At 73.8% G+C, this 26,503-nt stretch carries 24 protein-coding genes; 14 read left to right on the top strand and 10 right to left on the bottom strand.

Features of this window, described 5'->3' with window-relative positions; genetic code table 11:
- Position 1: 1 nt before the first annotated feature.
- Positions 2-376, bottom strand: coding sequence for a hypothetical protein (locus DLJ49_RS00560; protein ID WP_115391564.1), 375 nt, complete (start codon positions 374-376; stop codon positions 2-4).
- 153 nt (positions 377-529) lie between these two features.
- On the opposite strand from DLJ49_RS00560, the gene DLJ49_RS00555 reads away from it, so the two are divergent.
- From DLJ49_RS00555 to DLJ49_RS00530, 6 genes are all read left to right on the top strand, one after another.
- A complete protein-coding gene (locus DLJ49_RS00555) occupies positions 530-1,978 on the top strand; it encodes an FAD-linked oxidase C-terminal domain-containing protein (protein WP_115391563.1) in 1,449 nt (482 codons plus the stop codon).
- 81 nt (positions 1,979-2,059) lie between these two features.
- A complete protein-coding gene (locus tag DLJ49_RS00550; RefSeq protein WP_115391773.1) occupies positions 2,060-3,169 on the top strand; it encodes an FAD-binding protein in 1,110 nt (369 codons plus the stop codon).
- Between the two features lie 7 nt (positions 3,170-3,176).
- The gene (locus tag DLJ49_RS00545) at positions 3,177-3,521 is read left to right on the top strand and encodes a hypothetical protein (RefSeq protein WP_115391562.1); all 345 of its coding nucleotides are present in this window, start codon (positions 3,177-3,179) and stop codon (positions 3,519-3,521) included.
- Positions 3,522-3,532: 11 nt separating this feature from the next.
- Complete coding sequence (gene glcF / locus DLJ49_RS00540; protein ID WP_115391561.1) at positions 3,533-4,828, top strand: glycolate oxidase subunit GlcF; 1,296 nt, start codon at positions 3,533-3,535, stop codon at positions 4,826-4,828.
- Positions 4,829-4,978: 150 nt separating this feature from the next.
- Positions 4,979-5,824: a trypsin-like serine peptidase gene (locus DLJ49_RS00535; RefSeq protein ID WP_115391560.1), complete on the top strand. Its 846-nt coding sequence runs from the start codon at positions 4,979-4,981 to the stop codon at positions 5,822-5,824.
- A gap of 1 nt (position 5,825) precedes the next feature.
- A complete protein-coding gene (locus tag DLJ49_RS00530) occupies positions 5,826-6,644 on the top strand; it encodes a trypsin-like serine peptidase (RefSeq protein WP_115391559.1) in 819 nt (272 codons plus the stop codon).
- A 238-nt stretch (positions 6,645-6,882) separates the two neighbouring features.
- Here the strand turns inward: DLJ49_RS00530 and parA are convergent, their stop codons facing one another.
- Positions 6,883-7,521 carry a ParA family partition ATPase gene (parA, locus tag DLJ49_RS00525; protein ID WP_115391558.1) on the bottom strand — a complete coding sequence of 213 codons (639 nt, stop codon included), beginning with the start codon at positions 7,519-7,521 and terminating at the stop codon, positions 6,883-6,885.
- A 134-nt stretch (positions 7,522-7,655) separates the two neighbouring features.
- Here parA and DLJ49_RS00520 point away from each other — a divergent pair, with 134 nt between their 5' ends.
- Positions 7,656-9,473: an autotransporter assembly complex protein TamA gene (locus DLJ49_RS00520; RefSeq protein WP_115391557.1), complete on the top strand. Its 1,818-nt coding sequence runs from the start codon at positions 7,656-7,658 to the stop codon at positions 9,471-9,473.
- Complete coding sequence (locus DLJ49_RS00515) at positions 9,473-14,038, top strand: translocation/assembly module TamB domain-containing protein (protein WP_115391556.1); 4,566 nt, start codon at positions 9,473-9,475, stop codon at positions 14,036-14,038. The genes DLJ49_RS00520 and DLJ49_RS00515 overlap by 1 nt, the downstream gene beginning before the upstream one ends.
- Positions 14,039-14,157: 119 nt before the next feature.
- Here the strand turns inward: DLJ49_RS00515 and DLJ49_RS00510 are convergent, their stop codons facing one another.
- From DLJ49_RS00510 to DLJ49_RS00495, 4 genes are all read right to left on the bottom strand, one after another.
- Positions 14,158-14,922: a heparan-alpha-glucosaminide N-acetyltransferase gene (locus DLJ49_RS00510; protein WP_115391555.1), complete on the bottom strand. Its 765-nt coding sequence runs from the start codon at positions 14,920-14,922 to the stop codon at positions 14,158-14,160.
- Positions 14,873-16,693, bottom strand: coding sequence for an ABC transporter transmembrane domain-containing protein (locus DLJ49_RS00505; RefSeq protein ID WP_115391554.1), 1,821 nt, complete (start codon positions 16,691-16,693; stop codon positions 14,873-14,875). The genes DLJ49_RS00510 and DLJ49_RS00505 overlap by 50 nt, the downstream gene beginning before the upstream one ends.
- Before the next feature lie 132 nt (positions 16,694-16,825).
- Positions 16,826-17,209 (bottom strand): phage holin family protein, encoded by a 384-nt coding sequence (locus tag DLJ49_RS00500; protein WP_115391553.1) that lies wholly within the window; start codon positions 17,207-17,209, stop codon positions 16,826-16,828.
- A 165-nt stretch (positions 17,210-17,374) separates the two neighbouring features.
- Positions 17,375-18,238 (bottom strand): dienelactone hydrolase family protein, encoded by an 864-nt coding sequence (locus DLJ49_RS00495; RefSeq protein WP_158547356.1) that lies wholly within the window; start codon positions 18,236-18,238, stop codon positions 17,375-17,377.
- 127 nt (positions 18,239-18,365) lie between these two features.
- Here DLJ49_RS00495 and DLJ49_RS00490 point away from each other — a divergent pair, with 127 nt between their 5' ends.
- Genes DLJ49_RS00490 through DLJ49_RS00475 form a run of 4 tightly spaced genes read left to right on the top strand, consistent with a single transcriptional unit; the run spans position 18,366 to position 21,161 of the window.
- Positions 18,366-18,731: a potassium channel family protein gene (locus tag DLJ49_RS00490; RefSeq protein WP_115391551.1), complete on the top strand. Its 366-nt coding sequence runs from the start codon at positions 18,366-18,368 to the stop codon at positions 18,729-18,731.
- The gene (locus DLJ49_RS00485; RefSeq protein WP_115391550.1) at positions 18,715-19,272 is read left to right on the top strand and encodes an alpha/beta-hydrolase N-terminal domain-containing protein; all 558 of its coding nucleotides are present in this window, start codon (positions 18,715-18,717) and stop codon (positions 19,270-19,272) included. The genes DLJ49_RS00490 and DLJ49_RS00485 overlap by 17 nt, the downstream gene beginning before the upstream one ends.
- On the top strand, positions 19,269-20,081 hold the full coding sequence (locus DLJ49_RS00480) for a fructosamine kinase family protein (protein ID WP_115391772.1): 813 nt from the start codon (positions 19,269-19,271) through the stop codon (positions 20,079-20,081). The genes DLJ49_RS00485 and DLJ49_RS00480 overlap by 4 nt, the downstream gene beginning before the upstream one ends.
- Before the next feature lie 48 nt (positions 20,082-20,129).
- Entirely contained in the window at positions 20,130-21,161 is a 1,032-nt protein-coding gene (locus DLJ49_RS00475) for an AbrB family transcriptional regulator (protein ID WP_115391549.1), read from the top strand.
- Positions 21,162-21,410: 249 nt separating this feature from the next.
- On the opposite strand, the gene DLJ49_RS00470 is transcribed toward DLJ49_RS00475, so the two are convergent.
- Together DLJ49_RS00470 and DLJ49_RS00465 are read right to left on the bottom strand one after the other, a co-directional pair.
- The gene (locus DLJ49_RS00470) at positions 21,411-22,088 is read right to left on the bottom strand and encodes a GntR family transcriptional regulator (RefSeq protein WP_115391548.1); all 678 of its coding nucleotides are present in this window, start codon (positions 22,086-22,088) and stop codon (positions 21,411-21,413) included.
- Between the two features lie 46 nt (positions 22,089-22,134).
- Positions 22,135-22,836 carry a M48 family metallopeptidase gene (locus tag DLJ49_RS00465; protein WP_115391547.1) on the bottom strand — a complete coding sequence of 234 codons (702 nt, stop codon included), beginning with the start codon at positions 22,834-22,836 and terminating at the stop codon, positions 22,135-22,137.
- Between the two features lie 248 nt (positions 22,837-23,084).
- Between DLJ49_RS00465 and DLJ49_RS00460 the strand changes: the two genes are divergently transcribed.
- Positions 23,085-23,408, top strand: a complete 324-nt coding sequence (locus tag DLJ49_RS00460) for a TIGR02300 family protein (protein ID WP_115391546.1) — start codon at positions 23,085-23,087, stop codon at positions 23,406-23,408.
- 158 nt (positions 23,409-23,566) lie between these two features.
- Positions 23,567-23,992, top strand: a complete 426-nt coding sequence (locus tag DLJ49_RS00455) for a tellurite resistance TerB family protein (RefSeq protein ID WP_115391545.1) — start codon at positions 23,567-23,569, stop codon at positions 23,990-23,992.
- A gap of 164 nt (positions 23,993-24,156) precedes the next feature.
- Here DLJ49_RS00455 and dacB read toward each other — a convergent pair whose 3' ends face one another.
- Positions 24,157-25,770 (bottom strand): D-alanyl-D-alanine carboxypeptidase/D-alanyl-D-alanine endopeptidase, encoded by a 1,614-nt coding sequence (gene dacB / locus DLJ49_RS00450; protein ID WP_115391544.1) that lies wholly within the window; start codon positions 25,768-25,770, stop codon positions 24,157-24,159.
- 241 nt (positions 25,771-26,011) lie between these two features.
- On the bottom strand, positions 26,012-26,404 hold the full coding sequence (locus DLJ49_RS00445) for a hypothetical protein (protein ID WP_115391543.1): 393 nt from the start codon (positions 26,402-26,404) through the stop codon (positions 26,012-26,014).
- Positions 26,405-26,503 lie beyond the last annotated feature (99 nt).

Raw genomic sequence — 26,503 nt, 5'->3', positions numbered from 1 at the left:
GTCAGCGCGACGGCGAAACCGGCAGGCGCAACCGGTCGCCGGACCAGCCCGTGGTATTGGTCGAGCTTTCCACCCAGACGTGCCGCCCCTCGGGCAGGTCGAGGCCCGACAGCCTGCGGGTAAAGGGCTGCTCGTCGACATGCGGGTGCAGCAGCTCGCGCGTACCGAGCACCTCGCCGCCGTCGCTCACCACGCGCCAGCCATCGGCGTAGTCGTCCCATCCCGAGTCGCCGTGGCGCAGCGTGACGGACACCGTCCAGCCCTGCGGGCCGCGCTCGGCCGAGGCCGCGACGATCTCGGCCGGGTCGGCGAGGAGGGGCGCGGCATGGGCCGCAGCGAGGGCAAGCGCGAACGCGAAGACGGTCGTGTGGCGCATGGGGCCTCCTTCTGTCTGCCCCTGCCTCGCCCGTCACGGCCGGGCGATCAAGCCGCAGCGCCGGAAAAGCGCCCCGTCGCTATGCTTTACGCAAGAGCACTTGCCTTATGGGCGGAATTGGTCCAGTAATCTTACCAATCGGAGGATTTTCCCATGCAGATGCCCGAGCCTGACGCCAGCATCCTCGCCGCGAAGCCGCGCGTCGTGGCGCGGCTCCGCGCGGCCCTGCCCGGTGACGCGGTGATCGACGCCCCGGAGGAGTTGCGCGCTTACGAATGCGACGCGCTCACCGCCTATACGTGCCCGCCGCTCGCGGTGACGCTGCCCGCGAGCACCGACGAGGTCTCCGCGATCCTGCGCATATGCCACGACGAGGGCGTGCCGGTAGTGCCGCGCGGCTCGGGCACGTCGCTCGCCGGGGGCGCGCTGCCGACAGCCGATTCGGTGATCCTGGGCGTGGCGCGGCTGACCGAGGTGCTGGAGACCGATTACGCCGACCGCATCATCCGCGTGCAGACCGGGCGCACCAACCTTTCCGTCACGGGCGCGGTGGAGGACGAGGGATTCTTCTACGCGCCCGACCCGTCGTCGCAGCTCGCCTGCGCCATCGCCGGCAACATCGCGATGAACTCGGGCGGCGCGCATTGCCTGAAATACGGCGTGACGACCAACAACCTGCTCGGGGTGACGATGGTGCTGATGGACGGCACCGTGGTCGAGATCGGCGGCGCCCATCTCGACGCGCCCGGCTACGACTGGCTGGGCCTGATCTGCGGCTCGGAGGGCATGCTGGGCGTGGTGACGGATGCGACGCTGCGCATCCTGCCCAAACCGGAGGGCGCGCGGCCGGTGCTCATGGGTTTCGACTCGTCCGAGGTGGCAGGGGCGGCCGTCTCGGACATCATCAAGGCGGGGGTGCTGCCGGTCGCCATCGAATTCATGGACCGGCCCTGCATCCGCGCGACCGAGGATTTCGCAGGCGCCGGCTACCCCGATTGCGAGGCGCTGCTGATCGTCGAGGTCGAGGGGTCGGAGGCCGAGATCGACCACCAGCTCGGGCTCATCAAGCAGATCGCGCGACGTCACGACCCCGTCGATCTGCGCGAGGCGGCCGACGAGGACGAGGCGGCGCGCATCTGGAAGGGCCGCAAGAGCGCCTTCGGCGCGATGGGCCAGATCGGCGACTACATGTGCCTCGACGGGACGATCCCGGTCTCGTCGCTGCCCTTCGTGCTCAGGCGGATCGGCGAGATGTCGGCCGAGTTCGGGCTGGACGTGGCCAACGTCTTTCACGCCGGCGACGGCAACATGCACCCGCTGATCCTGTTCGACGCCAACACGCCCGGACAACTCGAGACCTGCGAGGCCCTCGGCGCCGAGATCCTCAAGCTCTGCGTCGAGGCGGGCGGTTGCCTGACCGGCGAGCACGGCGTGGGCGTGGAAAAGCGCGACCTGATGGGCCACCAGTTCGCGCCCGAGGACATGGAGGCGCAGATGCGCGTGAAGGACGTGTTCGACCCCGCGTGGCTGCTGAACCCCTCGAAGGTGTTCCCGCTGACCGTCTCTGCGCCGCGGCGCGAGCGGCGGGCGGCGGCGGCGTAGGGGGGCCAGCCCCCCGTCGGCCGTGCCGGCCGACTCCCCCCGGGATACTTGGAGCAAGAAGAAGCAGGAGGGGTGCGCGTGCTGGCACCGGCGAGCGAGGCAGAGATGGCGGAGGCGGTGGCGGCGGCCACCGGCCCGTTGCGCGTGACGGGGGGCGGGACGCGCGGCCTGGGCGCGGGCGGGGCCGCGGCGGTGTCGACCGGCGGGCTGAGGGGCGTGGAGCTTTACGAGCCCGGGGCGCTGACCATCGTGGTGCGAGCGGGCACGCCGGTCGCGGAGGTCGAGGAGGCGCTCGCGGCGGAAGGGCAGCGCCTGCCCTTCGAGCCGATGGACCACCGGGCGCTGACCGGGGCCGAGGGGGTGCCGACGATCGGGGGCGTCGTGGCGGCCAACGCCTCGGGGCCGCGGCGGGTGCAGGCGGGGGCGTGCCGCGACTCGCTCATCGGGGTGCGCTTCGTCGACGGGACGGGCACGGTGGTGAAGAACGGCGGCCGGGTGATGAAGAACGTCACCGGCTTCGACCTGGTGAAGCTGATGGCGGGAAGCTGGGGCACGCTGGGCGTGCTGACCGAGGTGGCGTTCAAGGTGCTGCCCGCGCCCGCGGCCTCGGCGACCCTCGAGATCGGGGGGCTGGAGCCGGGGCGGGCGGTTGTGGCGCTGTCGGCGGCGCTCGGCTCGCCCTACGAGGTGTCGGCGGCGGCGCACCTGACGGAAGCGGGGCGGACGCTGGTGCGGATCGAGGGCTTCGAGGAGCAGGTGGCCTATCGCGCGGAGCGGCTGGCCGACCTGCTCGGGCGGTTCGGTGCCGTGTCGGTCGACCGCGAGGGCGTCGCCGCGACCTGGGCGGACGTGCGCGACGCGGCCCCGCTGGCGGGCCGGCCGGGCGACGTCTGGCGCGTTTCGGTACGCCCCACGGACGGGCCGCGCGCCTGGGCCGCGCTGGGCGAGCCGCCGGCAGTCATCGACTGGGGCGGCGGGTTGATCTGGGCGCTCCTGCCCGAGGGGACGGATGCGCGCGCCGCGCTGGCCGGCCTGCCCGGACATGCGACGCTCGTGCGGGCGTCGGCCGCGGTGCGGGCGCGGCTCGGCACGTTTCACCCGGAGGCCCCGACACTGGCGCGGCTGGCCGCGGAATTGCGGGCGAAGTTCGACCCGCGGGGCATACTGAACCCCGGACTCATGGAGAGGTAAAACCAGGATGGTGCCTCAGGCTGCCCTCATCGCCCTCGCCTCGGCCGCGCTGTTCGGCGCGCTGGCGCTGATGTCGGACCGCAAGCGGGGCGCGTTCCTCGCGCAGATCGCCCTGTTCGTGGCGGGCGCGCTCCTGTTCGTGGCGATCGTGGTGCCGGGGCCGGTCTTCGGCATCGCGCCGGCGGGCCTCGCCGCCTTCGCGGTGGGCCTGATCTCGGCAGCCGGGGCGGGGATGCTCTACCACCTGTATCTCGGCCGGTTCGAGCGGGTCTGGGCGGCGCGGGGCGTGTTCACGGCCGTCTATCTCGGTCTCTCGGCGCTGTTCGGCCTCGTCTTTCTCTCACTTCTCTGAAAAGGGCCTGCATGCAGACGAATTTCACCCCCGAGCAGCTGTCCGACCCGCAGATCGCGCGCTCGAACGAGGTGCTGCGGGCCTGCGTGCATTGCGGCTTCTGCACGGCGACCTGCCCGACCTACCAGGTGCTGGGCGACGAGCTCGATTCCCCGCGCGGGCGCATCTACCTGATGAAGGACATGCTGGAGAGCGGCCGGCCCGCAGACGAGAAGACCGTCACGCATATCGACCGGTGCCTGTCGTGCCTCGCCTGCATGACGACCTGCCCCTCGGGCGTGCACTACATGCACCTCGTCGACCATGCGCGGGAGCACATCGAGAAGACCTACCGCCGGCCCTTCATGGACAGGGCGCTGCGCTGGGCGCTCGCGCGCATCCTGCCCTATCCGGGGCGCTTCCGGGTCGCGCTGTTTTTCGCCAGGCTCGGGCGACCCTTCCGGCGGCTCGTGCCCGACGCGCGGCTGCGCGCAATGCTCGACATGGCGCCGGCCCGGATCCCGCCCGTCAGCAGCAACGACGATCCGCAGGTGTTCCCGGCCGAGGGAGAGCGGCGCATGCGGGTGGCGCTGATGACGGGCTGCGCGCAGCGCGCTCTGGATACCGACATCAACGACGCGACGATCCGGGTGCTGAGGCGGCTCGGCGCCGAGGTGGTCGTGGCCGAGGGGCAGGGCTGCTGCGGGGCGCTCACGCACCACATGGGGCGGGCGGCCGACAGCCATGCCCACGCCGCGAGGAACATCCGTGCCTGGACACGCGAGATGCGGGGCGAGGGGCTCGACGCCATCGTCATCAACACCTCGGGCTGTGGCACGACGGTGAAGGATTACGGCCACATGTTCCGCACCACGGACCTGGCGGACGAGGCGGCGGCTGTCGGCGCCATCGCCAGGGACGTCAGCGAAGTGCTCGGGGCACTCGCCCCTGACGCCGCCGCCCCCGAGGCGCTGCGCGTGGCCTACCATGCGGCCTGCTCGCTGCAGCACGGCCAGCAGATCAAGGGGACGCCGAAAGCGTTGCTGCAAGGCGCCGGCTTCGAGGTCGTGGAGCCGAAGGACTCGCATCTGTGTTGCGGGTCGGCGGGAACCTACAACCTGATGCAGCCCGAAATCTCGCAGAAGCTGAAGGCGCGGAAGGTGAGCACGCTCGAGGCGAAGGCGCCCGACGTGATCGCGACCGGCAATATCGGCTGCATGATGCAGATCGGCGGCGGGACGGAGGTGCCCGTGGTGCATACCGTCGAGCTGATCGACTGGGCGACGGGCGGGCCGAAACCGCGGCGGCTGCGCGAGCGGGCAGCCTGATCCTGCGGCCCGGGGGCCGCGGCGGAAAACAAACTGGTGCCGGATCGCGGATGAAGGCGCGCGAAGAGGCCCGTTATGCGCCACACTCTCGCCGCAGCCCGGACCTAGCCGTGAGGCGCACCCGAGACGACCGACCGCGCCCGATTGCCCATGCACCGCCTGATCGCCTTCCTCGCCTTTTCCGTCGCCGTGGCGCTCGCCACCACGATCCGCGCCGCGGCCGAAGAAGGCGCGTCGCTCGAGCGGCTCGTCACCTCGGACGAGACGCGCGGCTGGGAGGGGGTCGGCCGGCTGCAGCTCGGCACGGCCAGCTTCTGCACCGGGGCGCTCATCACCGAGCGGCTGGTGCTGACGGCCGCGCATTGCCTTTTCGACGGCGACAGCGGCGCGCGCATCCCCGATGCCGAGATCGAGTTCCTCGCCGGCTGGCGCGACGGGCGGGCCGAGGCCTATCGCGGCGTGCGCCGGTCGTTCCCTCACCCCGACTATGCCCACGGCAGCGACGTGTCGTTCGACCGGGTCGCGGTCGACCTTGCGGTGCTCGAGCTCGACCGGCCGGTGCGGTCGGGCCGCATCGTGCCCTTCGCCACGGCCGAGGGCCTTGTGCGCGGGCAGGAGGTGAGCGTCGTCTCCTACGCCCGAGACCGCGCCAATGCCCCCTCTCTGCAGGAGACGTGCCACGTCCTGCGGCAGGCCCAGGGCGTGGCGGTGCTGTCGTGCTCGGTCGATCTCGGCGCGTCGGGCGCGCCCGTCTTCCGCCTCGGCGCGTCGGGGCCCGAGATCGTGTCCGTCGTCTCGGCCAAGGGCCGGTCGGACGAAGATGACGTAGCGCTCGCCCCCACCTTCGGACTCGCGTTCAGGGAGGTCATGGCCCAGCTCGACACGGCGCCGCCGGCGGTGCTCAACGGCGGTCTCGCCCGCGTGCGGACGCCGGGCGACGCGCCGGCGCCCGCCTCGGGCGCTGGTGGCGCGGGCGCCAAGTTCCTGCGGCCCTGAGATGCGGCGCCCTGCGCTCGCCCTCGCGCTCGCCGCCCTGACGGGCCTCGCACCGGTGGCGGCGATCGCCGACAGCCCGCTCAAGCGGCTGACGCTGCGCCACGACCTCCTCGGCTTCGAGGCGGTCGGGCGGATCGATGCCGGGGACGGCTTCTGCTCCGGCGTGCTGATCGCCCCCGACCTCGTGCTGACCGCGGCGCATTGCCTCGTGGGCTCCGACGGCACAAGGCGGGACCCCCGAGCAGTGACCTTCCGAGCCGGGCTGCGAGACGGCGAGGCGGTGGCCGAGCGCACGGGCGCGCGGGCGGTGCTGCACCCGGCCTACCGCCACGACGATCCGGACGGGCTGCGCCAGCTCACGTCCGACCTCGCGCTGATCCGGCTCGATGCGCCCATTCCATCGGATCTCGCGCCGCCTTTCGCCACTGCCGCGCCGCCGGACGCGGGCGGGCAGGTGAGCGTGGTGTCCTACGCCGCAGGCCGCTCCGAGGCGCCCGCATGGCAGCGGGCCTGCGGTGTCACGGCGGCGGGGCGCGGCGCTCTGATGATGACCTGCGACACCCATTTCGGCTCGTCGGGGGCGCCCGTGTTCGACATGGCCTCCGGAAGGCCCCGGATCGTGTCGCTGATCTCGCGCGGGGCGCGGGAGAACGGGCAGACCATCGTCTACGGGATGGATGTGGGCCCCGCGCTCGACGCCGCGATGGCTGCCCTGCGCGCCGGCCGCGGCGTCTGGCCGGAGAGCGCCGTCACGGCCCGGCGCATCGGCGTCGGCCCGCAAGGCGGCGAGAGCGGCGGCGCGCGCTTCGTCCGCCCCTGACGCGGCCCGGGAGCTGTCCGAAGGGCGATCATCACGGCCCCGGGGGGCCACTCCGGCCTCGAAACACCCTTGAACCGGGCACTCGGGCACATCACCGCGAACGCCCCTTGCCGGGCGCGCCGCGAGCGAGGCTCCCTGCAGGCGAGGCCGACAGCCAGGGCGTGGCCCCGTCCGGTCGGCCGCACCAATGACCGGAGCGGCGCGTCCGCCTGACCCGCGCGCGCTCGGCCCCCGATCCTCAGCGCGACAGGATCGCCGCCACCTCCTCGGCCAGCGCGGCGATCTCGGCGGCGGCGGGGCCGCTTCGCGCCTTTTCCGTCACGCCCATCCCCTGCCCCATCGACTCGGCGTAGATCACCCGGTTGTTCAGCGTCGCATCCGCCACCGGCGCGGGCAGGTCTGCCATTTGCGTCAGCGTCTCGGCATGGACCCGCGTGCCAGGCCGGGCCCGGTTGAGCACCGTCAGCCCGGGCCGCCCCGTCCGATCGACGAGATCGAGCACCGATTCGGTCGCCCACAGGTCGAGCGCCGAGGCGGCCACCGGCACCAGCACGAGATCGGCCTCGCGCAGGGCGGGGCGCAGGTCGCTGTCGGCCTTGGGCGGGGTGTCGACGAAGACGAGGTCGTGGGCCCGCTTCAGCTTGCCCACCTCGTAGCCCACCCCCCAGGCCGAGGCAGTGGAAAACTCCATCTCCGGCGTGCCTTCCGTCCGCTCCACCCGCGTCATGAACCAGCGGCCGAGCGAGCCCTGCGGGTCGGTATCGAGCACCGCGACCGACCGGCCCGCCCGCAGGAAATGCACGGCGAGATGGCAGGCGAGCGTCGTCTTGCCCGAGCCGCCCTTCTGCTGGGCGACCGTGATCACCTGTCCCGCCATGATACCCCCGTCACCAGACATAGGGATGGTGGAGCATTCCGTGCGACACCACAATACCTCGCATCGCGCCGCCGGTCCGCGCGCGACGGTTAACGCTGGAAACCCGGCCTGCCCCCGGCTACGTTCCGCCAGAGATGATCCGCTACCGCCTCGCCTCCGCCGCCCTCGTCGTGGCGCTTTTCGCCGCGCCCTCCTCCTCGGCGCTGGAGGAGGTCGTCGTGCGCGCGCCCGGCGCGCCGGCCGACCTGCAACGGGTTCTCGAGCGCGCCTCGACCACCCGCCGCTCGCTGAGCGAGGCCGGGGACGACGCGCCGATTCCTCCCGGGGTCGCCCTGTCGGAGGCGCGGGGCGAGTATCGTCAGATGGTCGGGGCGCTCTATTCCGAGGGCTATTATGCCGGCACCGTCTCGGTGCTGGTCGACGGGCGCGAGGCGGCAGAGCTGTCGCTGACCGATCCGCCCGCCCGCATCGAGCGGATCGTGATCGAGGTGCGCCCCGGCCCGCTCTTCCGCTTCGGCCAGGCCGAGGTGGGCCCGCTCGCCCCCGACACGCGCCTGCCCGAGGGCTTCGCGCGCGGGCAGCCCGCCTTCTCCGGCGTGATCCGCGACGCGGGCCAGACCGCCGTGACCGCGTGGCGCGAAGCCGGCCACGCCAAGGTGGCGCTGGCGACGACCGAGATCATCGCCCGCCACCGCGAGAACCGCCTCGACGCCGATCTCGGCATCGCGCCGGGCCCGCGCCTCACCTTCGGCCCGCTGGTCATCTCCGGCAACAAGCGGGTGCGGGCCGAGCGCATACGCGCCATCGCCGGGCTGCCGGTGGGCGAGGTCTATTCTCCCCAGGCGCTCGACCGGGCCGCCGAGCGGCTGCGCCGCACCGGCGCGTTCCGCGCCGTGACGCTGGCCGACGCCGAGCGGGTCGGGCCTGGCGATACGCTGCCCATCGAGCTGACCGTGGTCGAGGAAAAGCGCCGCCGGCTCGGCGCGGGAATCGAGTATTCCACCACCGAGGGGCTCGCCCTCACCGCCTACTGGATGCACCGCAACCTGCTCGGCGGGGCGGAAAACCTGCGCTTCGACATCGCGGTGACCAATATCGGGGTCAGCGAGCGCGACAACGGCACCGATTACAGCCTGACCGGCAGCTTCCGCCGCCCGGCGACGCCGATCACCGACATGGACCTGATCTTCGGCGCCGAGATCAGCCGCGAGGACGAGCCGGGCTACCTGGCCGACACCGTGCAGTTCGGCGGCGGCTTCGCCTATCGCTTCTCCGACGAGCTCGAGGCAGAGGCGTCGATCGCCTACCGTGCCAGCCGGGTCGAGGATGCCTTCGGCGAGCGCGAATTCCAGATGCTCGTCTTTCCCTCGTCACTGACATGGGACACGCGCGACGACCCTCTCGACGCCACCGAGGGGATTTTTCTGAAGGCCGGGGCCGAGCCGTTTCTCGGTCTCGTCGACATCGAGAGCGGCGCCCAGCTGACGGCCGACGCGCGCACCTATTTCGGCTTCGGGCAGGATGACCGGTTCGTGGCGGCGGGGCGAGTGCAGTTCGGCAGCCTGTTCGGCCCCGAGATCGAGGATGCGCCGCCCGACTACCTGTTCTTCGCCGGCGGCGGCGGCTCGGTCCGGGGCCAGCCCTACAATTCGCTCGGCACCGGCGAGATCGGCGACACGATCGTCGGCGGCCGCTCCTACCTCGCTCTGTCGGCCGAGCTGCGCGCGCAGGTGCGCGGGCCGTTCGGCGTCGTGGGCTTCGTCGACGCCGGGTACATCGGGGCGGAGGAGTTCTACGACGGATCGGGCACGTGGATGACGGGCGCAGGCCTCGGGGTGCGGTACGACACCGGCTTCGGCCCGATCCGGGTCGACGTCGCCGCCCCCGTCGACGGCGGGCCGGACGACGCCGACCCCGTGCAGATCTACATCGGCATCGGGCAGGCGTTCTGATGGCCGGCCGTCTCGTCGCCCTTCTCGCGCTGATCTGGATCGCCGCCGCCGGGCCCGCGGCGGCGCAGGACGAGTCGCCGGGCTTTCTCGGGCGGCAGATCGAGAACGCGCTGTCGGGGCCGGGGCGCGACGTGCGCGTGACCGGCTTCGAGGGGGCGCTGTCCGGCCGGGCCACGCTGGAGCGGCTGACCTTCGCCGACAGCGAGGGCGTGTGGCTGACCATCGAGGACGCGGTGCTCGACTGGACCCGCTCGGCGCTGCTGCGCGGACGTCTCTCGGTGGCGGAACTGTCGGCCGACGCCATCACCCTCGCCCGCCCGCCGATCCCCGGCCCGCCGGGCGAGGGGGAGCCGCGCGAGGCGCCCAGCGCTGCCGCCTCGGGCTTTTCGCTGCCCGAGCTGCCCGTCGCCGTGAACATCCAGAACCTGGCCGTCGAGCGACTGACCCTCGGCGCCCCGGTGCTGGGCGAGCAGGCGGTGTTCACCGCCGAGGGGGCGCTGCGGCTCGAGGATGGCGAGGGCAGCGCCAACCTCGCGCTTGTGCGGCAGGGCGGCACCGACGACCGCATCGCGCTCGCGGCCAGCTTTTCCAACGAGAGCCGGGTGCTGGCGCTCGATCTCGAGGTGCGCGAGGGCGAGGGCGGGCTGATCGGCACGCTCGCGGGCCTGCCGGGCGCGCCGGCGCTCGCGCTCGACGTCGAGGGCACCGGCCCGCTCGACGACTATACCGCCGAGATCGACCTCGCCACGAACGGCGAGACGCGGGTGGCGGGCACCGTCACCCTGCGCGGCACCGACGCGGGCGGCCTGCGCTTTTCGGCGGACGTGGGCGGCGACGTCACGCCGCTCGTGGCGCCCTCCTACACCGAGTTCTTCGGCCCCGACGTGCAGCTTTCGCTCGACGGGATGCGGGGCGAGGACGGCGCGCTCGACATCGACACCCTGTCGCTTCGGGCGCGAAGCCTTGCGCTCGACGGTGCGCTCGCGCTCTCGGCGGGCGGCGTGCCCGAGAGCTTTTCGCTGACGGGGCGGCTGGCCGACCCGGAGAACGGCCCGGTGCGCCTGCCCGTCGCCGCGCCGCTGACCATCGGCGCGGCCGACCTCGCCGCCCGCTACGACGCGGCCGAAGGCGAGCGGTGGACGCTCGACCTCGAGGCGCGCGACGTGACCGCAGAGGCGGCCGATATCGGCGCGCTGACGCTCGCGGGCGGCGGCACCATCTCGGGCGGGCCGGGCGACCTGCGCGTGACCGCCGCGCTCGACTACGCCGCATCCGGCCTCGACCTGGCCGACGAGGCGCTCGCCGAGGCGCTGGGCGCGCGGATCGGCGGCGAGGCGCGGATTGCCTGGGCCGCCGACGCGCCGCTGTCGGTCGAGCGCTTCACCCTCGGCGGGTCGGATTACGGCCTGACCGTGCAGGGCGACGCCACCACCGCCGAGCGCACGCTGTCGCTCGACGGCGCGGCCGCGCTCACTGCCGACGACCTGTCGCGCTTCGCCGCCCTCGCCGGGCGCCCGCTGGAGGGGGCGGCCGAGCTGCGCGTCGAGGGTCAGGGCGACGTGCTCGGCGGCACCTTCGACCTCGCGCTCGACGTCGCGGGCGAGGGGCTGGCCATCGGGCAGGAGGTGGCCGACCGCTTCCTCGAGGGGCCGGTGACGATCTCGGCCGCCGCGCGGCGCGATCTGGAGGGCACGTCGCTGGAGCGTTTCAGCCTCGACAGCACCGGGCTCTCGGCCAGTGCCGCTGGCCGCGTGGGCGGCGCCGACGGCACGCTGACCTTCGACGCGACGCTGGCCGATCTGGGCCTGATCCGCGACGACCTGGAAGGGCCGCTCGACGTGACCGGCGAGGCGACCGAGAGCGCGCCGGGCCTCTGGACCGGCGCGGTGGACATCGCCGGCGCCTACGGTCTTGAAGGGCGCATCGCGGGCGAGGTGGGCGTCGGCGACGCTGCGGGCGAGAGCGCCGTGACGCTCGACGTCGCGCTGCCGGACATCGCGCCACTCGTTCCCGCGCTCCAGGGCGGCGTCGCCGTGACCGGCTCTGCCGAAGAGGCGCGCGGCGGCCTCTGGCAGGTCGATCTCGAGATCGACGCGCCGGCCGGCGCTCGGGTGGCGGTCGAGGGCCTGATCGGCGGCGAGGAGACCGACGTCGACCTGCGGGTCGAGGTGCCCGATGTCGCCGCCTTCGCCCCCGGCGTGCCGGGTGCGGCGGTGCTCCAGGGCAACGCCGCGGCCTATGCGCCGGGCGGCTTCGCCGTGACCTTCGACGCCCAGCTGCCCTACGGCGCGACGGCCGATATCGCCGGCCGCGTCGGCGCCTCGCGCTCGGCAGTGACCTATGCGCTGCGGGTGCCCGACCTGTCGGCGATCTCGCCCGCCCTCTCTGGTCCGGCCACGGCCGAGGGCCGCGTGGTGCAGCAACCCTCGGGCCAGATCGCCGTGACGGCCGATGCATCGGGGCCCTACGACGCAACGGCCGACATTCGCGCCCTCGTCGGCACTGCGGCCGACGGCGCGCGCACCCGCGCCGAGGCGACGATCCGCCTGCCCGACACCGGCGCGCTGGCGCCGCAACTCTCCGGCCCCCTCGTGGCCGAGGTCGCGGCGGCGCAGCGGGAGGACGGCGGCTGGGCCGTCGATCTCGACGCGGATGGCCCCTACGGCGCGAGCCTCGCCGCCGAGGCCCGGCTTGCCGAGACGACCGAGGTGCGGGCCCGTCTCTCCGTGCCCGACGTTCAGCCGATCGTTCCCGCGCTGTCGGGCGGGCTGACGGCGACCGTGGCCGCCACCCGGCAGGGCGACGGCCCGTGGCAGCTCGACCTTGCGGGCGACGGCCCCTACGGCGCGACATTCGCCGCCGAGGCGCAGGCGGGCGCGGGGCCGCTCTCGGCCGACCTGCAGGCGCGCCTGCCCAATGTCGCCCCCCTCGTGCCGCGCTTCTCGGGCGCCGTCGCGCTCGACGCCAGCATCCAGCAGCCAGAGGCGGGCGCGCCCCTGCAGGTGACCGCCGACGCCGCCCTGCCCTACGGCGCGAGCGCCGAGGTGACGGGCCAAGTGGGCCAGGGCGCGGGCCGGCTGCGCTTCGCCCTCGGCGTTCCGAACATCGCGCCCCTCGCCCGCGGCCTCTCGGGCAGCCTGCGCGTCACCGGCACGGCGACGGAGCGGCCGGAGGGCTGGGCCCTCGACGTGCAGACGGCCGGGCCCGGCGCGGCGGCGGCCTCGGTCATCGGCGTGCTCGCACCGGGCGGGGCGACCTCGCTCCGGGCGCAGGGCACCGCGCCGCTCGGCCTTGTCAACGGCATCCTCGCGCCGCAGCGCCTCGACGGCGACCTGCGGTTCGATCTCGCCTTCGACGGCACGCCGTCGCTGCAGAACCTCTCGGGCACGCTCTCGACCAGCGGCGCGCGCCTCTCGATCCCGGCGGCCAACCTCGCGTTCCAGAACATCGACCTGACGGCCGACATCGCAAGCGGCCGCCTGCGGCTGAACGGTCAGGCGACCTCGCCCGAGGGCGGCTCGCTCTCCGTGTCGGGGCCGATCGACCTCGGCGCGCGCTTTCCCGCCGACCTGACGCTGACACTGAACGGGCTGACCCTGACCGACCCCTCGCTCTACAGCACCACGCTGAACGGCCAGGTCAGCGTGTCCGGCCCGCTGACCGGCGGCGGCGGCGCCATCGCGGGCCGGATCGACGTGGGCGAGACCGAACTGCGCATCCCCTCGGGCGGCGTCGGCTTCGGCGCCAACATCCCGCGGGTGACCCATGTGGGCGAGGCGGCGGCGGTGCGGCAGACGCGCGTCCGGGCCGGCCTCGTCAACGAGCGGCGCGACGAGCGGATCGCCGAGGGACGGCCCGGCAACGTCTTTTCGCTGGACCTCGCGATCAACGCGCCCAACCGGATCTTCGTGCGCGGCCGAGGGCTCGACGCCGAACTCGGCGGCGCGTTCACCGTGGGCGGCACCACGCGCAACCCCGCGCCGGTGGGCGGCATCGAGGTGATCCGCGGGCGGCTCGACATCCTCGGGCGGCGGCTGGAGCTGGCCGAGGACGGGCGGATGACCCTGGGGGGCGACCTCGTGCCCTTCCTCGATCTCGCGGCGACCTCGGACGACGCGGAGGACTTCACCATCATCATCCGCATCGAGGGGCCGGTGAACGAGCCGACCTTCGCCTTCGAATCGCAGCCGCCCCTGCCGGGAGACGAGGTGCTGGCACGCTTCTTCTTCGGCAAGGGCCTCGCCAACCTTTCCGCGCTGGAGGCCGCCCAGCTCGCGGCGTCCGTAGCGCGGCTGACCGGGCGGGGCGGCAACGGGCTGCTGGGCGGGCTGCGCGAGAGCCTCGGAGTGAGCGACCTCGACCTGGTGACCGACGACGAGGGCGACGCGGCGCTGCAGATCGGCACCTACCTGTCGGAGAACATCTATACCGACGTGACCACGTCGACCGGCGGCGAGACCGAGTTGAACATCAACATCGACATCACCGACGACGTGACGGTGCAGGGCAGCGCCGACAACGAGGGCGAGACCTCGATCGGCATCTTCTACCAGCGCGATTACTGAGCGTCGGCGCCCCCGGCGCGGGGCGGAGGGGGGCCGTCTGCCCCCCGCGCGCCGTCGGCGCGCCCCCCCGAGAGTATTGCGGCCAAGATGATGGACCGGGCGATGGCGGGTCGCGCGGCTCAGACCAGCCGGCCGGCGGCCCAGATCGCCCCGATCAGCACCGGCTGGTGGACGAGGTAGACGGCCAGGCTGTGGCGCCCCGGCCACGCCAGGGCACGCAGGACGGGCCCGTGGGGCTCGGCCCGGGCGAGGCGATCGAAGAGGCCCGCGCGCTCGGCCACTCGCGCCGCGGCGATGCCGGCAAGGCACGGGGCGAGCCAGGGAAAGAGCGGCACGAAATCCATCGAGAGCGGCGTCCAGGTGGACAGGCCCAGCCAGAGGAGCGGCCGGGCGTCGAACGCACCGGTCGAGAAGAGCGACGGCGCGGCGAGGGCGAAAGCGGCGGCCGCCAGCGTGACGGCCGCCGGCAGGCGGAGGAAGGCGAGGCCCACCACGCTCGCCGCCGCGATGGAATGCAGGATGCCGAAGAACACGTAGCGGTCGGGCATGGCCGCCCACGTGGCCAGGCTGATACCCGCCGCAGCCACCGCCAGCACCGCCAGCCGCCGCAGGAACGGGCGCCAGCGGATGCCGTGGCCATGCGCGAGCCACAGGCTGACACCCGCGACGAAGAGAAAGCTGCCGGCGACGAGGCGCGCCAGCACCACCCAGCCGCCCGACAGGGACGTGCCGGGCGGCACGTGGCCGAAGAGCTCGAGATCGACGACGAAGTGGAACACGACCATGCCCGCCAGCGCCGCCGTGCGGGCGAGGTCGACCGTGGCGAGGCGCGCGCTACTCGGCCGCGACGCCGTCGGTGAACTGGAGGCGGGCGAGCCGGGCATAGAGGCCGCCCTGGGTGACGAGCTGGTCATGACTCCCCTCCGCCACGATGCGCCCCTCCTCGAAGACGAGGATGCGGTCTGCCTGCTTCACCGTGGCGAGCCGGTGGGCGACGATGATCGTCGTGCGGTCGGCCGCCATCTCGGCCACGGCGTGCTGCACGGCCTGCTCGCTCTCGGCGTCGAGGGCCGAGGTCGCCTCGTCGAGCAGCAGCACCGGCGCATCGCGCAGGATGGCGCGGGCGATGGCGATGCGCTGCTTTTGCCCGCCCGAGAGCATCACCCCACGCTCGCCGACGAAGGTATCGTAGCCCTGCGGCAGCCTCGCCACGAAGTCGTGGGCGGCGGCGGCGCGGGCGGCGGCCTCGACCTGGGCGTCGGTGGCGTCGGGCCGACCGAAGCGGATGTTCTCGCGCGCAGTATCGCCGAAGATCACCGGGTCCTGCGGAACGAGGGCGAGCGTCCTGCGGAAGTCGGACCGCGCCATCGCGTCGATCGGCATGCCGTCGAGCGTGATGCGCCCCGCCTGGGGATCGTAGAAGCGCAGGAGCAGCTGAAGGATGGTCGACTTGCCCGCGCCGGAGGGACCGACGAGCGCGACCGTCTCGCCGGGTCTGACGGTGAACGAGACATCGTGCAGCGCAGCCGTTTCGGGACGGGCGGGATAGCGGAACGTCACACCGTCGAAGGCGAGTGCGCCCTGCACCGGCGTCGGCACGGGCTGCGGCACCGGCGGGTCCTGCACGCTGTCCACCGCGCCCAGCAGCTCCACCAGGCGCTCGGTCGCGCCCGCGGCGCGCTGCAGCTCGCCCCAGATTTCCGACAGCGCGGCGACCGAGCCCGCCATGATCCCGGCATAGATGACGAACTGCACCAGCTCGCCGGGGCTCATGCCGCCCGCGCGCACGTCGCGCGCGCCCATCCACAGCACGCCGAGGATGCCCGAGAACACCACGAAGATGATGATCGCCGTCATCGCCGCCCGCACCGTGATCCGCTTCTTGGCGCTCTCGAAGCTCTTCTCGGTGACGTCGGCAAAGCGCCCCATCGAGGCTGCCTCATGGGTATAGGCCTGCACCGTCTGCACCGACAGCAGCGCCTCGGAGGCGTTGCCCGACGATTGCGCGATCCAGTCCTGGTTCTCGCGCGAGAGGCGCCGCAGCCGGCGGCCGAGAGCGAGGATCGGCACGATCACCACGGGGATCAGCGCCAGCACCATGCCCGTCAGCTTGGCCGAGGTGACCAGCATCATCGCCAGCCCGCCCACGAACAGCAGCACGTTGCGCAGGAACCACGAGACCGACGACGAGACGACCGACAGGATCAGGGTCGTGTCGGTGGTGATGCGCGACAGCACTTCGCCGGTCATCAGCCGCTCGTAGTATTCCGGCGACATGCCGATCATCCGGTCGAACACGGACTTGCGGATGTCGGCCACCACGCGCTCGCCCAGCCGCGTCACCATCCAGTAGCGCGCCGCCGTGCCGAGGGCGAAGACCCCGGCAAGAAGGATCGCCCCGAAGAAGTAGCGGTCGAGCAGTTCCACCTCTCCGGTGGCGAACCCGTCGACCACCCGGCGCGCGGCGATGGGCAGCGTCAGCGAGACGGCGGCGGTCAGCACCAGCGCGAAGGCGGCGAAGGCCACCCAGCCGCGATAGGGCACGAAGAACGGGAACAGCGCCCGCAGCGCGCCGATGCGCTTCGACCCCGCCCGCTCGGACGGCGAATGCGTGGGCGCCGGCTGCGGCCCTGCCTGCGCCTCGGCGTCGGCCATGGCTGTCGTCTCCTCCTGTTCCGCTTGGGCTTAGCGCCCGGGGCGAGGGCGGGCAACCCGGCCGCCCGCGCCATCTGCCGCAGGCCCGGCGCCGCGCCGCAGGGGGGTTTGGAAGACCAGGGCCGCGGCCGGTCAGGCGTGCGGCGGCTTGAGCTCCTTGAAGACGTAGATCGGCAGGAGGATCTGCGCGAGCAGGCTGCCGAGCCAGACGAGAAGCGTCGCCGCCAGCCAGTTGGCGATGCCGCCGATCTCCATCCCCGGCATGATCAGCGCGGTGACGAGCAGGCCCAGCGCCACCACGGCGAGCGCGATCCCGCCGGCAAGCTGCGGCACATAGCGCTGCGACAGCTTCTCCACCAGGGGCGTGAGCAGCGCCGTGGCGACGGAGAATACGAGCACGGCGAGCAGGAACGCCATGAAATCGATCCGGAAGCCTTCGAGCAGCAGGAGTGCAAGAAGCAGCCCCACCGAACTCGCGACCAGATAGGCCAGAATGGAAATGGCACGCTTTCGCATCTGTCGTCTCCCTTGCCGCCGGGGTGCCTCCGCCCCGGCTCTCTCCTACCAGACATGCAGGACGATGGCACCAGTGCAGAGGGCGGCGCCCGGGCGGCGCGGGTGGGCGGGTGGGGCGACGGCCGGGCGCCGGCCCGGGTGCCGAAGGCGCACCCGGCGCCCGGCTCAGCGTCCGATGGCGCGGTCGAGAAAGGCGGTGCCGCGCGCCAGCGCATCCGCCGTCACATCGGGGAAGTAGCCGAGCGTCGAGAGCGGCGCCTTCTCCTGCTGGTCGAAGCCGTGGGTGACGCCCGCGTAGACATGCGTGTCGATCGGCAGGCCCCGCCGCGCCTCCCGGGCCGCCACCTCGAGGCACGGCTTCTCCGAGGCGATGCTGTCGCCCTCGGCCAGAAGGAACAGCACCGGCAGCGCCGTCTCCCAGCCACGTCGGCTCGCCCGCGACAGACCGCCGCAATAGGGGTAGAGCAGCAGCGCGGCCTGCACCCCGTCGAGCGGCGCGGGGCCCTCGGGCCAGCCGGTCAGCGTGAGCGGCACCTGCCCGTGATCGGCCATCGACAGGTATTCGAGGATCGCCCATCCCCCATGCGACGCCCCGATCAGCGCCAGCCGCGTCTCGTCGACCTGCGGCATCGCGCGGGCGTCGGCGAGCGCCACGGCGATGTCGCCGGCCCGCTCGGCCCCGGTGAGCAACTGCCCCGCACAGACCAGCCGCCACAGCTCGAACTCGGTGAAGCCGCGCGGCCCGTGACTGTCCACCGAGAGCGAGGCCCAGCCCGCCTCCGCCAGCGCCTGCGCCCATGTCTCGAGATTGTCGCGCGGCCCGTCGCAGCCCGACAGCAGCAGCGCGGTCGGAAACGGCCCCTCCCCCTCGTCGGGCACTGTCAGCCGGTAGGCGGGGCGCAAGAGCGACGACAGCGTCTCGGGCGGCATCCGCGGCACGGTCAGCCCGGTATACCGGCCCACGGTATTCGCCGCGACGAGCAGGACGAGCCCCGCCACGACACCGCCCGCCACCAGCCATCCGATCATGCGCAATCCCATCCGCCTGCCTTTCGCCGCGCGCGCACCCTGCCACGGGCCGCCGCCCCGCGTCTTGACCTTTCCGGCGCGGATTGGCCACCTCGCGCAAGGGAAACGGCGCGGAAGGGAAGACGGCATGGCGCGGACGCGGCTGGGTCCCCTCTGGCTGATCGTGGGCGGCGTCGCCGCGGCGCTGCGCAACCGGCGGGTGCGGTGGCTGCTTCAGCTCGCCGGCTCGGCCATCCTGATCGCCACGATCTTCTACCGCTGGGTCGAGGGGTGGGGCTGGCTCGACGCGCTGTTCTTCTCGGTCGTCACGATCTCGACCGTGGGCTACGGCGACCTCGTGCCCGAGACCGCGGCAGGCAAGATCTTCACGATGGTGTACATCTTCTGCGGCATCGGCCTGTTCGTGGCGGCGGCGGGCGCGATGGCCGACGAGCTGATCCGCCGCACCCGCGAGCGTGCGGAAGAGGGAGGGGGCGATGAGCCCGACGCTTGACGATCTCGAAGACGAGAGACGTGGCCTGGCCGAGCCGCGCTGGTGGCGGCTCTCGGGATTCGCGCTGGCGGTGGGGGCGCTGTTCTTCGTGGCCTCGCTCACCCTCTCGCTGATCCCGCGGCCCGCCGCGCGGCAGGGGGCGCTGTCGGGCGCCTCGGCGGCGCTCGGCTACGCGGCGGGGGCGGTGCTGCTCTGGCTGTGGCCGATCATGCGCCTGCCCGAGGCCGACGACGACGACGCGCGCCGCTTCCGCACGGCGTTTGTCGTCATCGCTCTGGCGCTGTGCGGCCGGGGCCTCTGGCAGGCGGCCGACTGGCAGAACGCGACGCGCCGGTCCATGGAGCTGCCGCCGGTCGACACCATCCACCCCCTCGTCGTCGCGCCGACCGCGGCTTTGGTCTTCGCGCTTCTGTGGCTCGTGGGCAGCACCTTCACGATGGTGGTGCGCCGTGCGGGGCGGGCGCTGTCGCCGCCCGGCTGGTCGGATGCGCGGGCGGCCGAACTCAAGGCGCTCTGGTCCACGCGCCCGCTCCCGTGGTGAGCGCGGCGCGCGCCGCCCGACTCGCCGCCGGCCTGCTCGGCGCAGAAGTCGCCGAGGCTCGCCCCCTCCACGGCGGCGACCTGTCCGAGGTGGTGCGCCTGCGCATGGCCGACGGGCGGCGTGCCGTGGCCAAGACCGGCGCGACCGCCCGCGCCGAGGCCGAGATGCTCGAGGCCATCGCCGCCGCAGGCGCCCCGGCCCCGGCCGTGCTCGCCGTCGCCCACGACCTTCTGGTCCTGGAGGATCTCGGCGACGAGACCGGCCTTTCCGGCGCCTGGGAGGCCCTGGGCAGGGTGCTCGCGACGCTGCACGCCGACACCGGCGACGCCTATGGATGGCCGCGCGACCATGCCTTCGGCCCGGTCGCCATCCCCAATGCGGCGACCGACACCTGGCCCGCCTTCTGGGCCGAGCGTCGGCTGCTGCCCTCGGTGCCGCACTTGCCCGCGCCCCTGGCGCGGCGCGTCGAGATGCTTGCCGCCCGCCTGCCCGACCTGCTGCCCGAGCGGCCGCCCGCCGCGCTGCTGCACGGCGATCTCTGGACGGGGAACGTCATGGCGCGGGGCGCGCGCCTGCTCGGCCTGATCGACCCCGCCTGCTATCGCGGCCACGCCGAGGTCGACCTTGCCATGCTGCACCTGTTCGGCCGGCCCGGCCCCGCCTTCCACGTCGCCTACGGGCAGCCCGAGCCGGGGGAAGACACGCGGCGGCCGATCTACACGCTCTGGCCTGCGCTGGTGCACCTGCGCCTGTTCGGTCCGGGCTATCGCGGCCTCGTGGAGCGCTGCCTCGACGCTGCCCGGGGGTGACCCCGGCGCTCTCTTCCCCTTTTCACGGGGGGCGGCTATGCCCACGCCATGACACCACGCGCCCGCGACGCCGCCGGCTTCGCCGTGGCCTGCGCCGGGGCCGTGGCAGGCGGCGGGGCAGCCCATGCGATCGGCTTTCCCGCGCCGTTTCTCACCGGCTCGGCCACCGTCGTCACCCTGCTGGCGCTCGCGGGGGCGCCGCTGCACGTGCCAGGCCTCGTGCGTCAGGCCGCCTTCCTCGTGCTGGGGATCGGCATCGGCACGGGCGTGACGCCCGAGGTCGTCTCGTCTCTCGCAGAGTGGCCGCTCTCGCTCGCGGTGCTGACGGCCTCGCTCGCGGCCTCGCTGCTGGCAGGCAGCGTGCTCATGGAGAGGATGGGCTTCGACCGGCTGTCGGCCGTGCTCGCCGCCACGCCGGGGCATCTGAGCTACGTCATCGGCTACGCGACCGAGCGCGGCCTCGACGTGCCGCGCATCGCCGTGGTGCAGGCGATGCGCGTGTTGCTGCTGACGCTTCTCGTGCCGCCGTTGCTGGTGCTGTGGGGCGAACCCGGCGACGCGGCGGTGGCCGCGCTGCCCCCCATGTCGCCGCTCTCGCTCGCCGCGCTGGCCGGGCTGGGCGCGGCGGCGGGCCTCGTGCTGCTGCGGCTGCGGGTGCCGGCGGCGCTGCTGTTGGCGGGCATGTGCGTCTCGGCGGTCGGTCACGCCGCGGACCTGACACCGGGCGTGCTGCCGCCATGGCTGGCGCTGTCCGCCTTCGCCCTGCTCGGCACGCTCGTCGGCATCCGGTTTCGCGGGGTGCCCCTGCGGATCGTGCAGCGGGCGCTGGCGGCCGGGCTCGCCGTCACCGCGTTGACCTGCGCGATCACCGTGGCCGCGATGGCGCTCGCCGTGGCCCTCACGGGCCTCGCGCCGACGCTGCTGCTGGTGGCCTACGCGCCGGGCGGTGTCGAGGCGATGGCCGCGATGGCCGTGCAGCTCGGCCTCGCGCCGGCCTTCGTGGCGGCTCACCACGTCGCGCGGCTCCTGGTGTTGACCGTGATCGTGCCCGCGTTTCTCGCCCGGCGGGCGCGCTCCTGACGGTGGCGGCGCCGCGCGCGCTGCCGACGCCCGCAGCGGCCGACGGCCAGCCCGCCGGCGGATGCGCCAATCGGCCATGAGCGCCAGAGCCGCCTTCTCGGCCGAGGACGGACGAAACGGGGACAGCATGGCGTGGGTGCATCGAGGCCGATCAATGGCGTGGAGCGCCCTCCCCGATCAGAGCGCGCAGGGCGGCGGCCCGGGGCGGCGCGGCCGGTGCCTGCCTTTCCGGCGCTTTCCCGCCTGCCATCACTGGGCGAGCAGGCGCAGCCCCTGGGTGACGTCGGCACGCACGGCGAGCTTGAGCGACGGCTCGTCGCCCGCCTCGAGCCCGGCGATGATCAGGCGGTGGCCGCGAGGCGCCTCCGTTCGCCCGAGCCGGCCGTAGAGCGCCCGCATCGTGGGCCCGAGTTGCAGCCAGACGGTCTCGGCCAGCGCGAGCATCGCCGGGGCCTGGGCTCGCAGGTAGAGGGTGCGGTGGAACTCGAGATTGGTGCGGATATAGGCCGGCGCGTCGCGCCGCGCGATTGCCTCGGCGATGGACTGATTGATCGTGCGCAGCCGGTCGATCAGGGCGGGATGCGCACGCGGCATCGCCCGCGCGGCGAGCTCGGGCTCGAGCAGGGCGCGCACCGCGGCGAGCTCTTCGAGCCGGTCTGCGCCAAGCGTGGGCGTCGCCACCCGGCCCGATGGCGAGAGCGTCAGCGCCCCCTCGGCCGCCAGCCGCCGCACCGCCTCGCGCGCGGGCGTCATCGACACGCCGAACTCGCGCCCGAGGCCGCGCAGCGTGAGCGCCTCGCCCGGACCGATCTCGCCATGCATGATGCGGGTGCGCAGCGCACGATACACCCGCTCGTGCGCGGAAGGGGCCGCGGCGGGCTGGGCCGCCGGCGCCGTCACGTCAGAGGGGCGGGAGGTGTAGAGCATGGGGGCGATCCTGCGCGCGGGGGCGCTTCCGGTCAATCCGCCGCGGTCACTGCGCGACCGCCGAGAAGCGGGGGCGGTGCAGCTCCTGCCCGTGCTCGCGCAACCAGCGGCGGTGCGCCTCGAAGCCGGGGCAAAGCCCCCGGACCACCGCCCAGTAGCGTGGCGAATGGTCCATCACGGCGAGATGGGCGACCTCGTGCGCGGCGACGTAGTCGAGCACGTCGGGCGGCGCCATCGCCAGCCGCCACGAATACATCAGCGCCCCTGCCTCGGTGCAGGAGCCCCAGCGCGAGCGGGTGTCGCGCAAGGTGATCCGGCTGTAGGGCCGGCCGAGCCGCGCGGCATGGGCGTCGGAGGCCGCGGTCAGCCGCGCCCGCGCCAGCGCCTTGACGAGCCCGGCCACCGTTCCGGGCACCGAGGCCACCCGCGCCGACACCTCGATCACGCCGGCCTCGGGGCGAAGCGCGCTGCGCGGCCCCGCGATCACCGAGCACGGCCGCCCCTCGACGGGCAGCACGCTGCCCCAGCCGACGAGCTCGGGGGCCCCGATCTCGGCAAGGTGGCCGCGGATCCAACTCGCCCGTTCATCGGCAAAGGCGATGGCGGCGGGCAGCGGCACCCCGCGCGGCAGGGTCAGTGTCACGCGCCCGTCGAGGCGCGAGACGCGCAGGCTGAGCCGCCGCGCCCTCGAAGAGCGGCGCAGGTGCACGCGCACGGGCGGCGCGCCCTCCAGGTCGTGGTGCTCCATGCGCCTGTCTCGCGTTACCCTTGCGCCGTCCCCGTTCCGCCGTACTCGTTCCGCAGTCCCCGTGCCGTCGCGCTTGCCGCCCCGGCCGGACAGACGCGGCGCGCCCCCGGACACGTCACCCCGGACACGTCAGCCCGACACGTCACCCCGGAGACGTCACCGGGCAAAGGCTCGAGAGGGGTTGATCGCCCCGCGCCCCTGTGGCATGCGCCGCGCTCGATCTTCCAGAAACCATGAGGACCCTGCGCATGCCCAAGGAAGAATGGGGAGTCAAGCGCGTCTGCCCGACCACCGGCAAGCGATTCTACGACCTCAACAAGAGACCCGTCGTCAGCCCCTATACCGGCGAGGAGGTGCCGCTCGAGGACGGGCCGAAGGCACGCGTGGCCATCCCGGAGGAGAAGAAGACGAAGACGAAGACCGAGGAGGCCGAGGTCATCGACGAGGGCGACGTGCTCGAGGAAGACGACACCGATGTGGACCTCGGCGACGACGTCCTCGAGGACGACGACGAGGACAGCGTCTCGCTCGACGATATCGCCGACGTGGGCTCCGACGACGACGAGAGCTGAAAGGGAGAGTCGGGGGCGCCCCGCACCCGGCCCGCCTCGGCCGGGTGCCTGACGGCGGGGCCGGGGAGGGCGCGCGCCGCCGCCGGCCGGGCCGCCGGGAGGCGCTTGCCGCGCGCCGCGGCGCAGCCTATTTCGACGGCGAACCGTGCGAGGCCCCCATGACCGACAAGCCAGAGCAGCCCCTTTCTCCGCAGGACGCGCTCGTCGCGCTGATGATCGCCACCTCCGCCTCGGACGATACGGTGCGCACGGCCGAGCTGGTCACCATCGAGCGGATCGTGAATCACCTGCCGGTCTTCGCCGAGTACGACGTCGACCGGACGCGCCTCGTCGCCAACCTCGTCTTCGAGCTCTTCGAGGAAGAGGACGGGCTGGCCGCCCTCTTCGGCATCGTGCGCAACGCCCTGCCCGAAAGGCTGCATGAGACGGCCTACGCGATGGCCTGCGACGTGGCGGCCGCCGACGGCGTGCTGGGCCAGCCGGAGCTGCGGATGCTCGAGGAGATCCGCTACGAGCTCGACATTCCCCGCCTGCACGCCGCCGCGATCGAGCAGGGCGCCCGCGCCCGCCACCTCACGCTCTGAGCCCTTCACGGGGCGCCCCTGCCCCGCGTCGCACGCAGCGGCAGCGCGGGCGCAGGGCGTATTTGCAACAGAAAGAAGCCGGGGGCAGGCGCCTGGGACGGCCGTCCCGGAGGCGGCTTGACCGGGGTTACGGGGCGGGCTGCGAGCCGGGGCGGCGGGGCCGCTCAGCACCCGGTGCAGGCGAGCGAGGCGGGGCGGGGCCGGGGGCGCAGGCGCAGGCCCTCGGGCGGCACCTCGCCGTAGAGCGTCGTCCAGCGGTCGATCAGCCGGTGCTGGAGAACGCGTGCGCGCCGGGCCCAGCCGGCTGCGCCATCGGGGCGATCGCGCTGCGCGCGCGGGATCGCCGCGCGGCGCGGCAGATCGGCGGCGAACACCGCGAAGGCGAGGTCGCGCCCGCCGAGCGGCCGGACATAGCCCGACAGCCCCGAGACGAAGTTGAGCGTGCCGGTCTTGGCGCGCACCCGCGCCGGGTGATCGGGGATCACGCGGTAATCCTCGCCGCGCACGGGGATCTCCTCAAGCAGGTCGGCCAGCCCCGCCTCGGGCCCGAGCGCGACGAGCGCGCGCACCATGTCGGAGGGCGCGAGGCGCGAGCGGTCGCCGAGGCCGGAATGGTCGACGAAGTCGGGCCGGCGCCCGCCGATCCCGTCGGCGAACCAGTCCGCCATCCGCCCGGCCGAGGCGGCGAGGGTGTCCACCCCCGGCCCCAGGGCTGCCGAGGCGGCGAGGCCCACCGACTCTGCGGTGATGTTGGTCGAGTAGTCGAGCATGTCGGACAGGAGCGGGCGGAGACCCGCGCTCTCGACCTGGGCGAGGGCCCGCGCGCGCGCGGGCGGCGCGGCGGCGCGCGACAGCCCGCCCGTGGCGATGCCCTGCGCCCGCAGGAAGGTGGCGAAGACCTCGCCCGCATACAGCGCGGGCTCGCGCACCGGCAGCCAACGCGAGCCGCCGCCGCCGAGCGCTCCGGCGGCAACCGTCCACTCGTCGACATCGCCGATGTCGGCGTAGGTGTAGACGGGTGCGGCGCGCGAGACGACCTGCATGCGCGACACGGTCACCGCGGGGCGGTAGCGGTCGGAGCGGGCATCCATCGACACGTCCCAGCCGCCGCCCGAGCGCCGCCACTCGAAATGCACGCGATTGAAATTGAGGTTGAGCCCCGAGACCGCCGGGTTGTAGCCCACATGGTCGGGCTGGCCGGCGTCGATGCGATCGATGCGGGGCAAGGCGCCGTCCCATACCTTCAGCTCGCCCGCCACCTCGACGATGCCCGCCGCCTTGACCCGTTCGGCAAGATCGGCCAGCGCGTTGGTCTGCAGCGTCGGGTCGCCCGAGCCCGCGAGGACGAGATCGCCCTCGAGCCGGCCGCCCTCGACCGGGCCGGTGGCCAGCGCGCGGGTGGCGAAGCGGTGGCCGTGGCCCAGCGCATCGAGCGCGTAGAGCGCCGTCACCGCCTTCATCACCGAGGCGGGGGGCAGCGGCAGGAGGGGGGCGCGGGCCTCGAGCACCTCGCCCGTGCGGGCATCGGCGACGACGTAGGCGACCTTGGCGCCGGCGCCCAGACGCGCCTGCTGCACGAGCCGCCGCGCCTCGGCCGCGCGCAGCGTCTCGGCCGCGCGCCCGGCGGCATCGGCGGCGCGCGGCGCAGGCCGCGGGGAGACATCGGGCGCGCGGGCCAGAGCCGGCGCCGCGGAGAGCCCGGCCAGCCCGCCGAGCAACGCCCGTCGCCCCAGCACGGCGCGGCTCCCCTGCTCCCGGTTTTCCCCCTGATCCGACATGCGCGCAGCCAAGCAGATGCCCCGCGCCCGGGCAAGCCCGGCCCGTGCTCGGCCGGCCCCGATCACGAAGATGTCGCCGGGGCGCTCGCCTCCGGTGGATCGGTCGCGCCCGGGGCGCCCCGCGGCGCCTGCGACGATTGCCCGGCCAGTGCACCGGCGAGCGGGCGGGCACCCGCGCCAGCTCGGCCATCGGGGGGTGGGTGACCTGTCGAGGCGACCGGCGGGCGCCGATCCGGCGCGGTCAGTCCGAAGGGGGGCGGGGCACGGAAAAGAGCGTCCAGTTCGCCGTGCGCCCGACCTGCCGGGCGCCGCGGTCGGCGACCAGCGCCACGCCCGGCGAATGGCCCGCGCGGCAGGCAACGAGGTCGGCCCCCGTCTCGAACAAGGGGAGCGTGAACTCGGTCTCGGCCACCGGCACGCAGCCGGCCCGGCGGCGCGGCGCCTCTGCGAGAAAGGCAAGGCCCGGATCCGGCAGCGCCTCGACCCGGCCGCGCGGCTCGCCGCTGCCGCAGCCGGCCAGCAGGGCCCCGGCGGCCAGCAGGGCGGCGAGCGGACCCGCGGAGACCGGCAGGACGGTAGCCCGCGCGGGTGACGCGGGCGCGGATCGGTCGGGGCGAAGACGGCGCGTTCTCACGATCCATTCCTCGTGCTTTGGCAACTCACGGCGCGGGGGGCACCATCGCGCAGAGCGACCCGGCGCGCCACCCGATTCCCGCCCGCGGGGCGCGCGGTG

The sequence above is a fragment of the Rhodovulum sp. 12E13 genome (assembly GCF_003340565.1).
Lineage (GTDB): Bacteria > Pseudomonadota > Alphaproteobacteria > Rhodobacterales > Rhodobacteraceae > HLUCCA09.
Note: the sequence above shows the minus strand (reverse complement) of the source record. Positions and strands in the feature narration are given on the sequence as shown.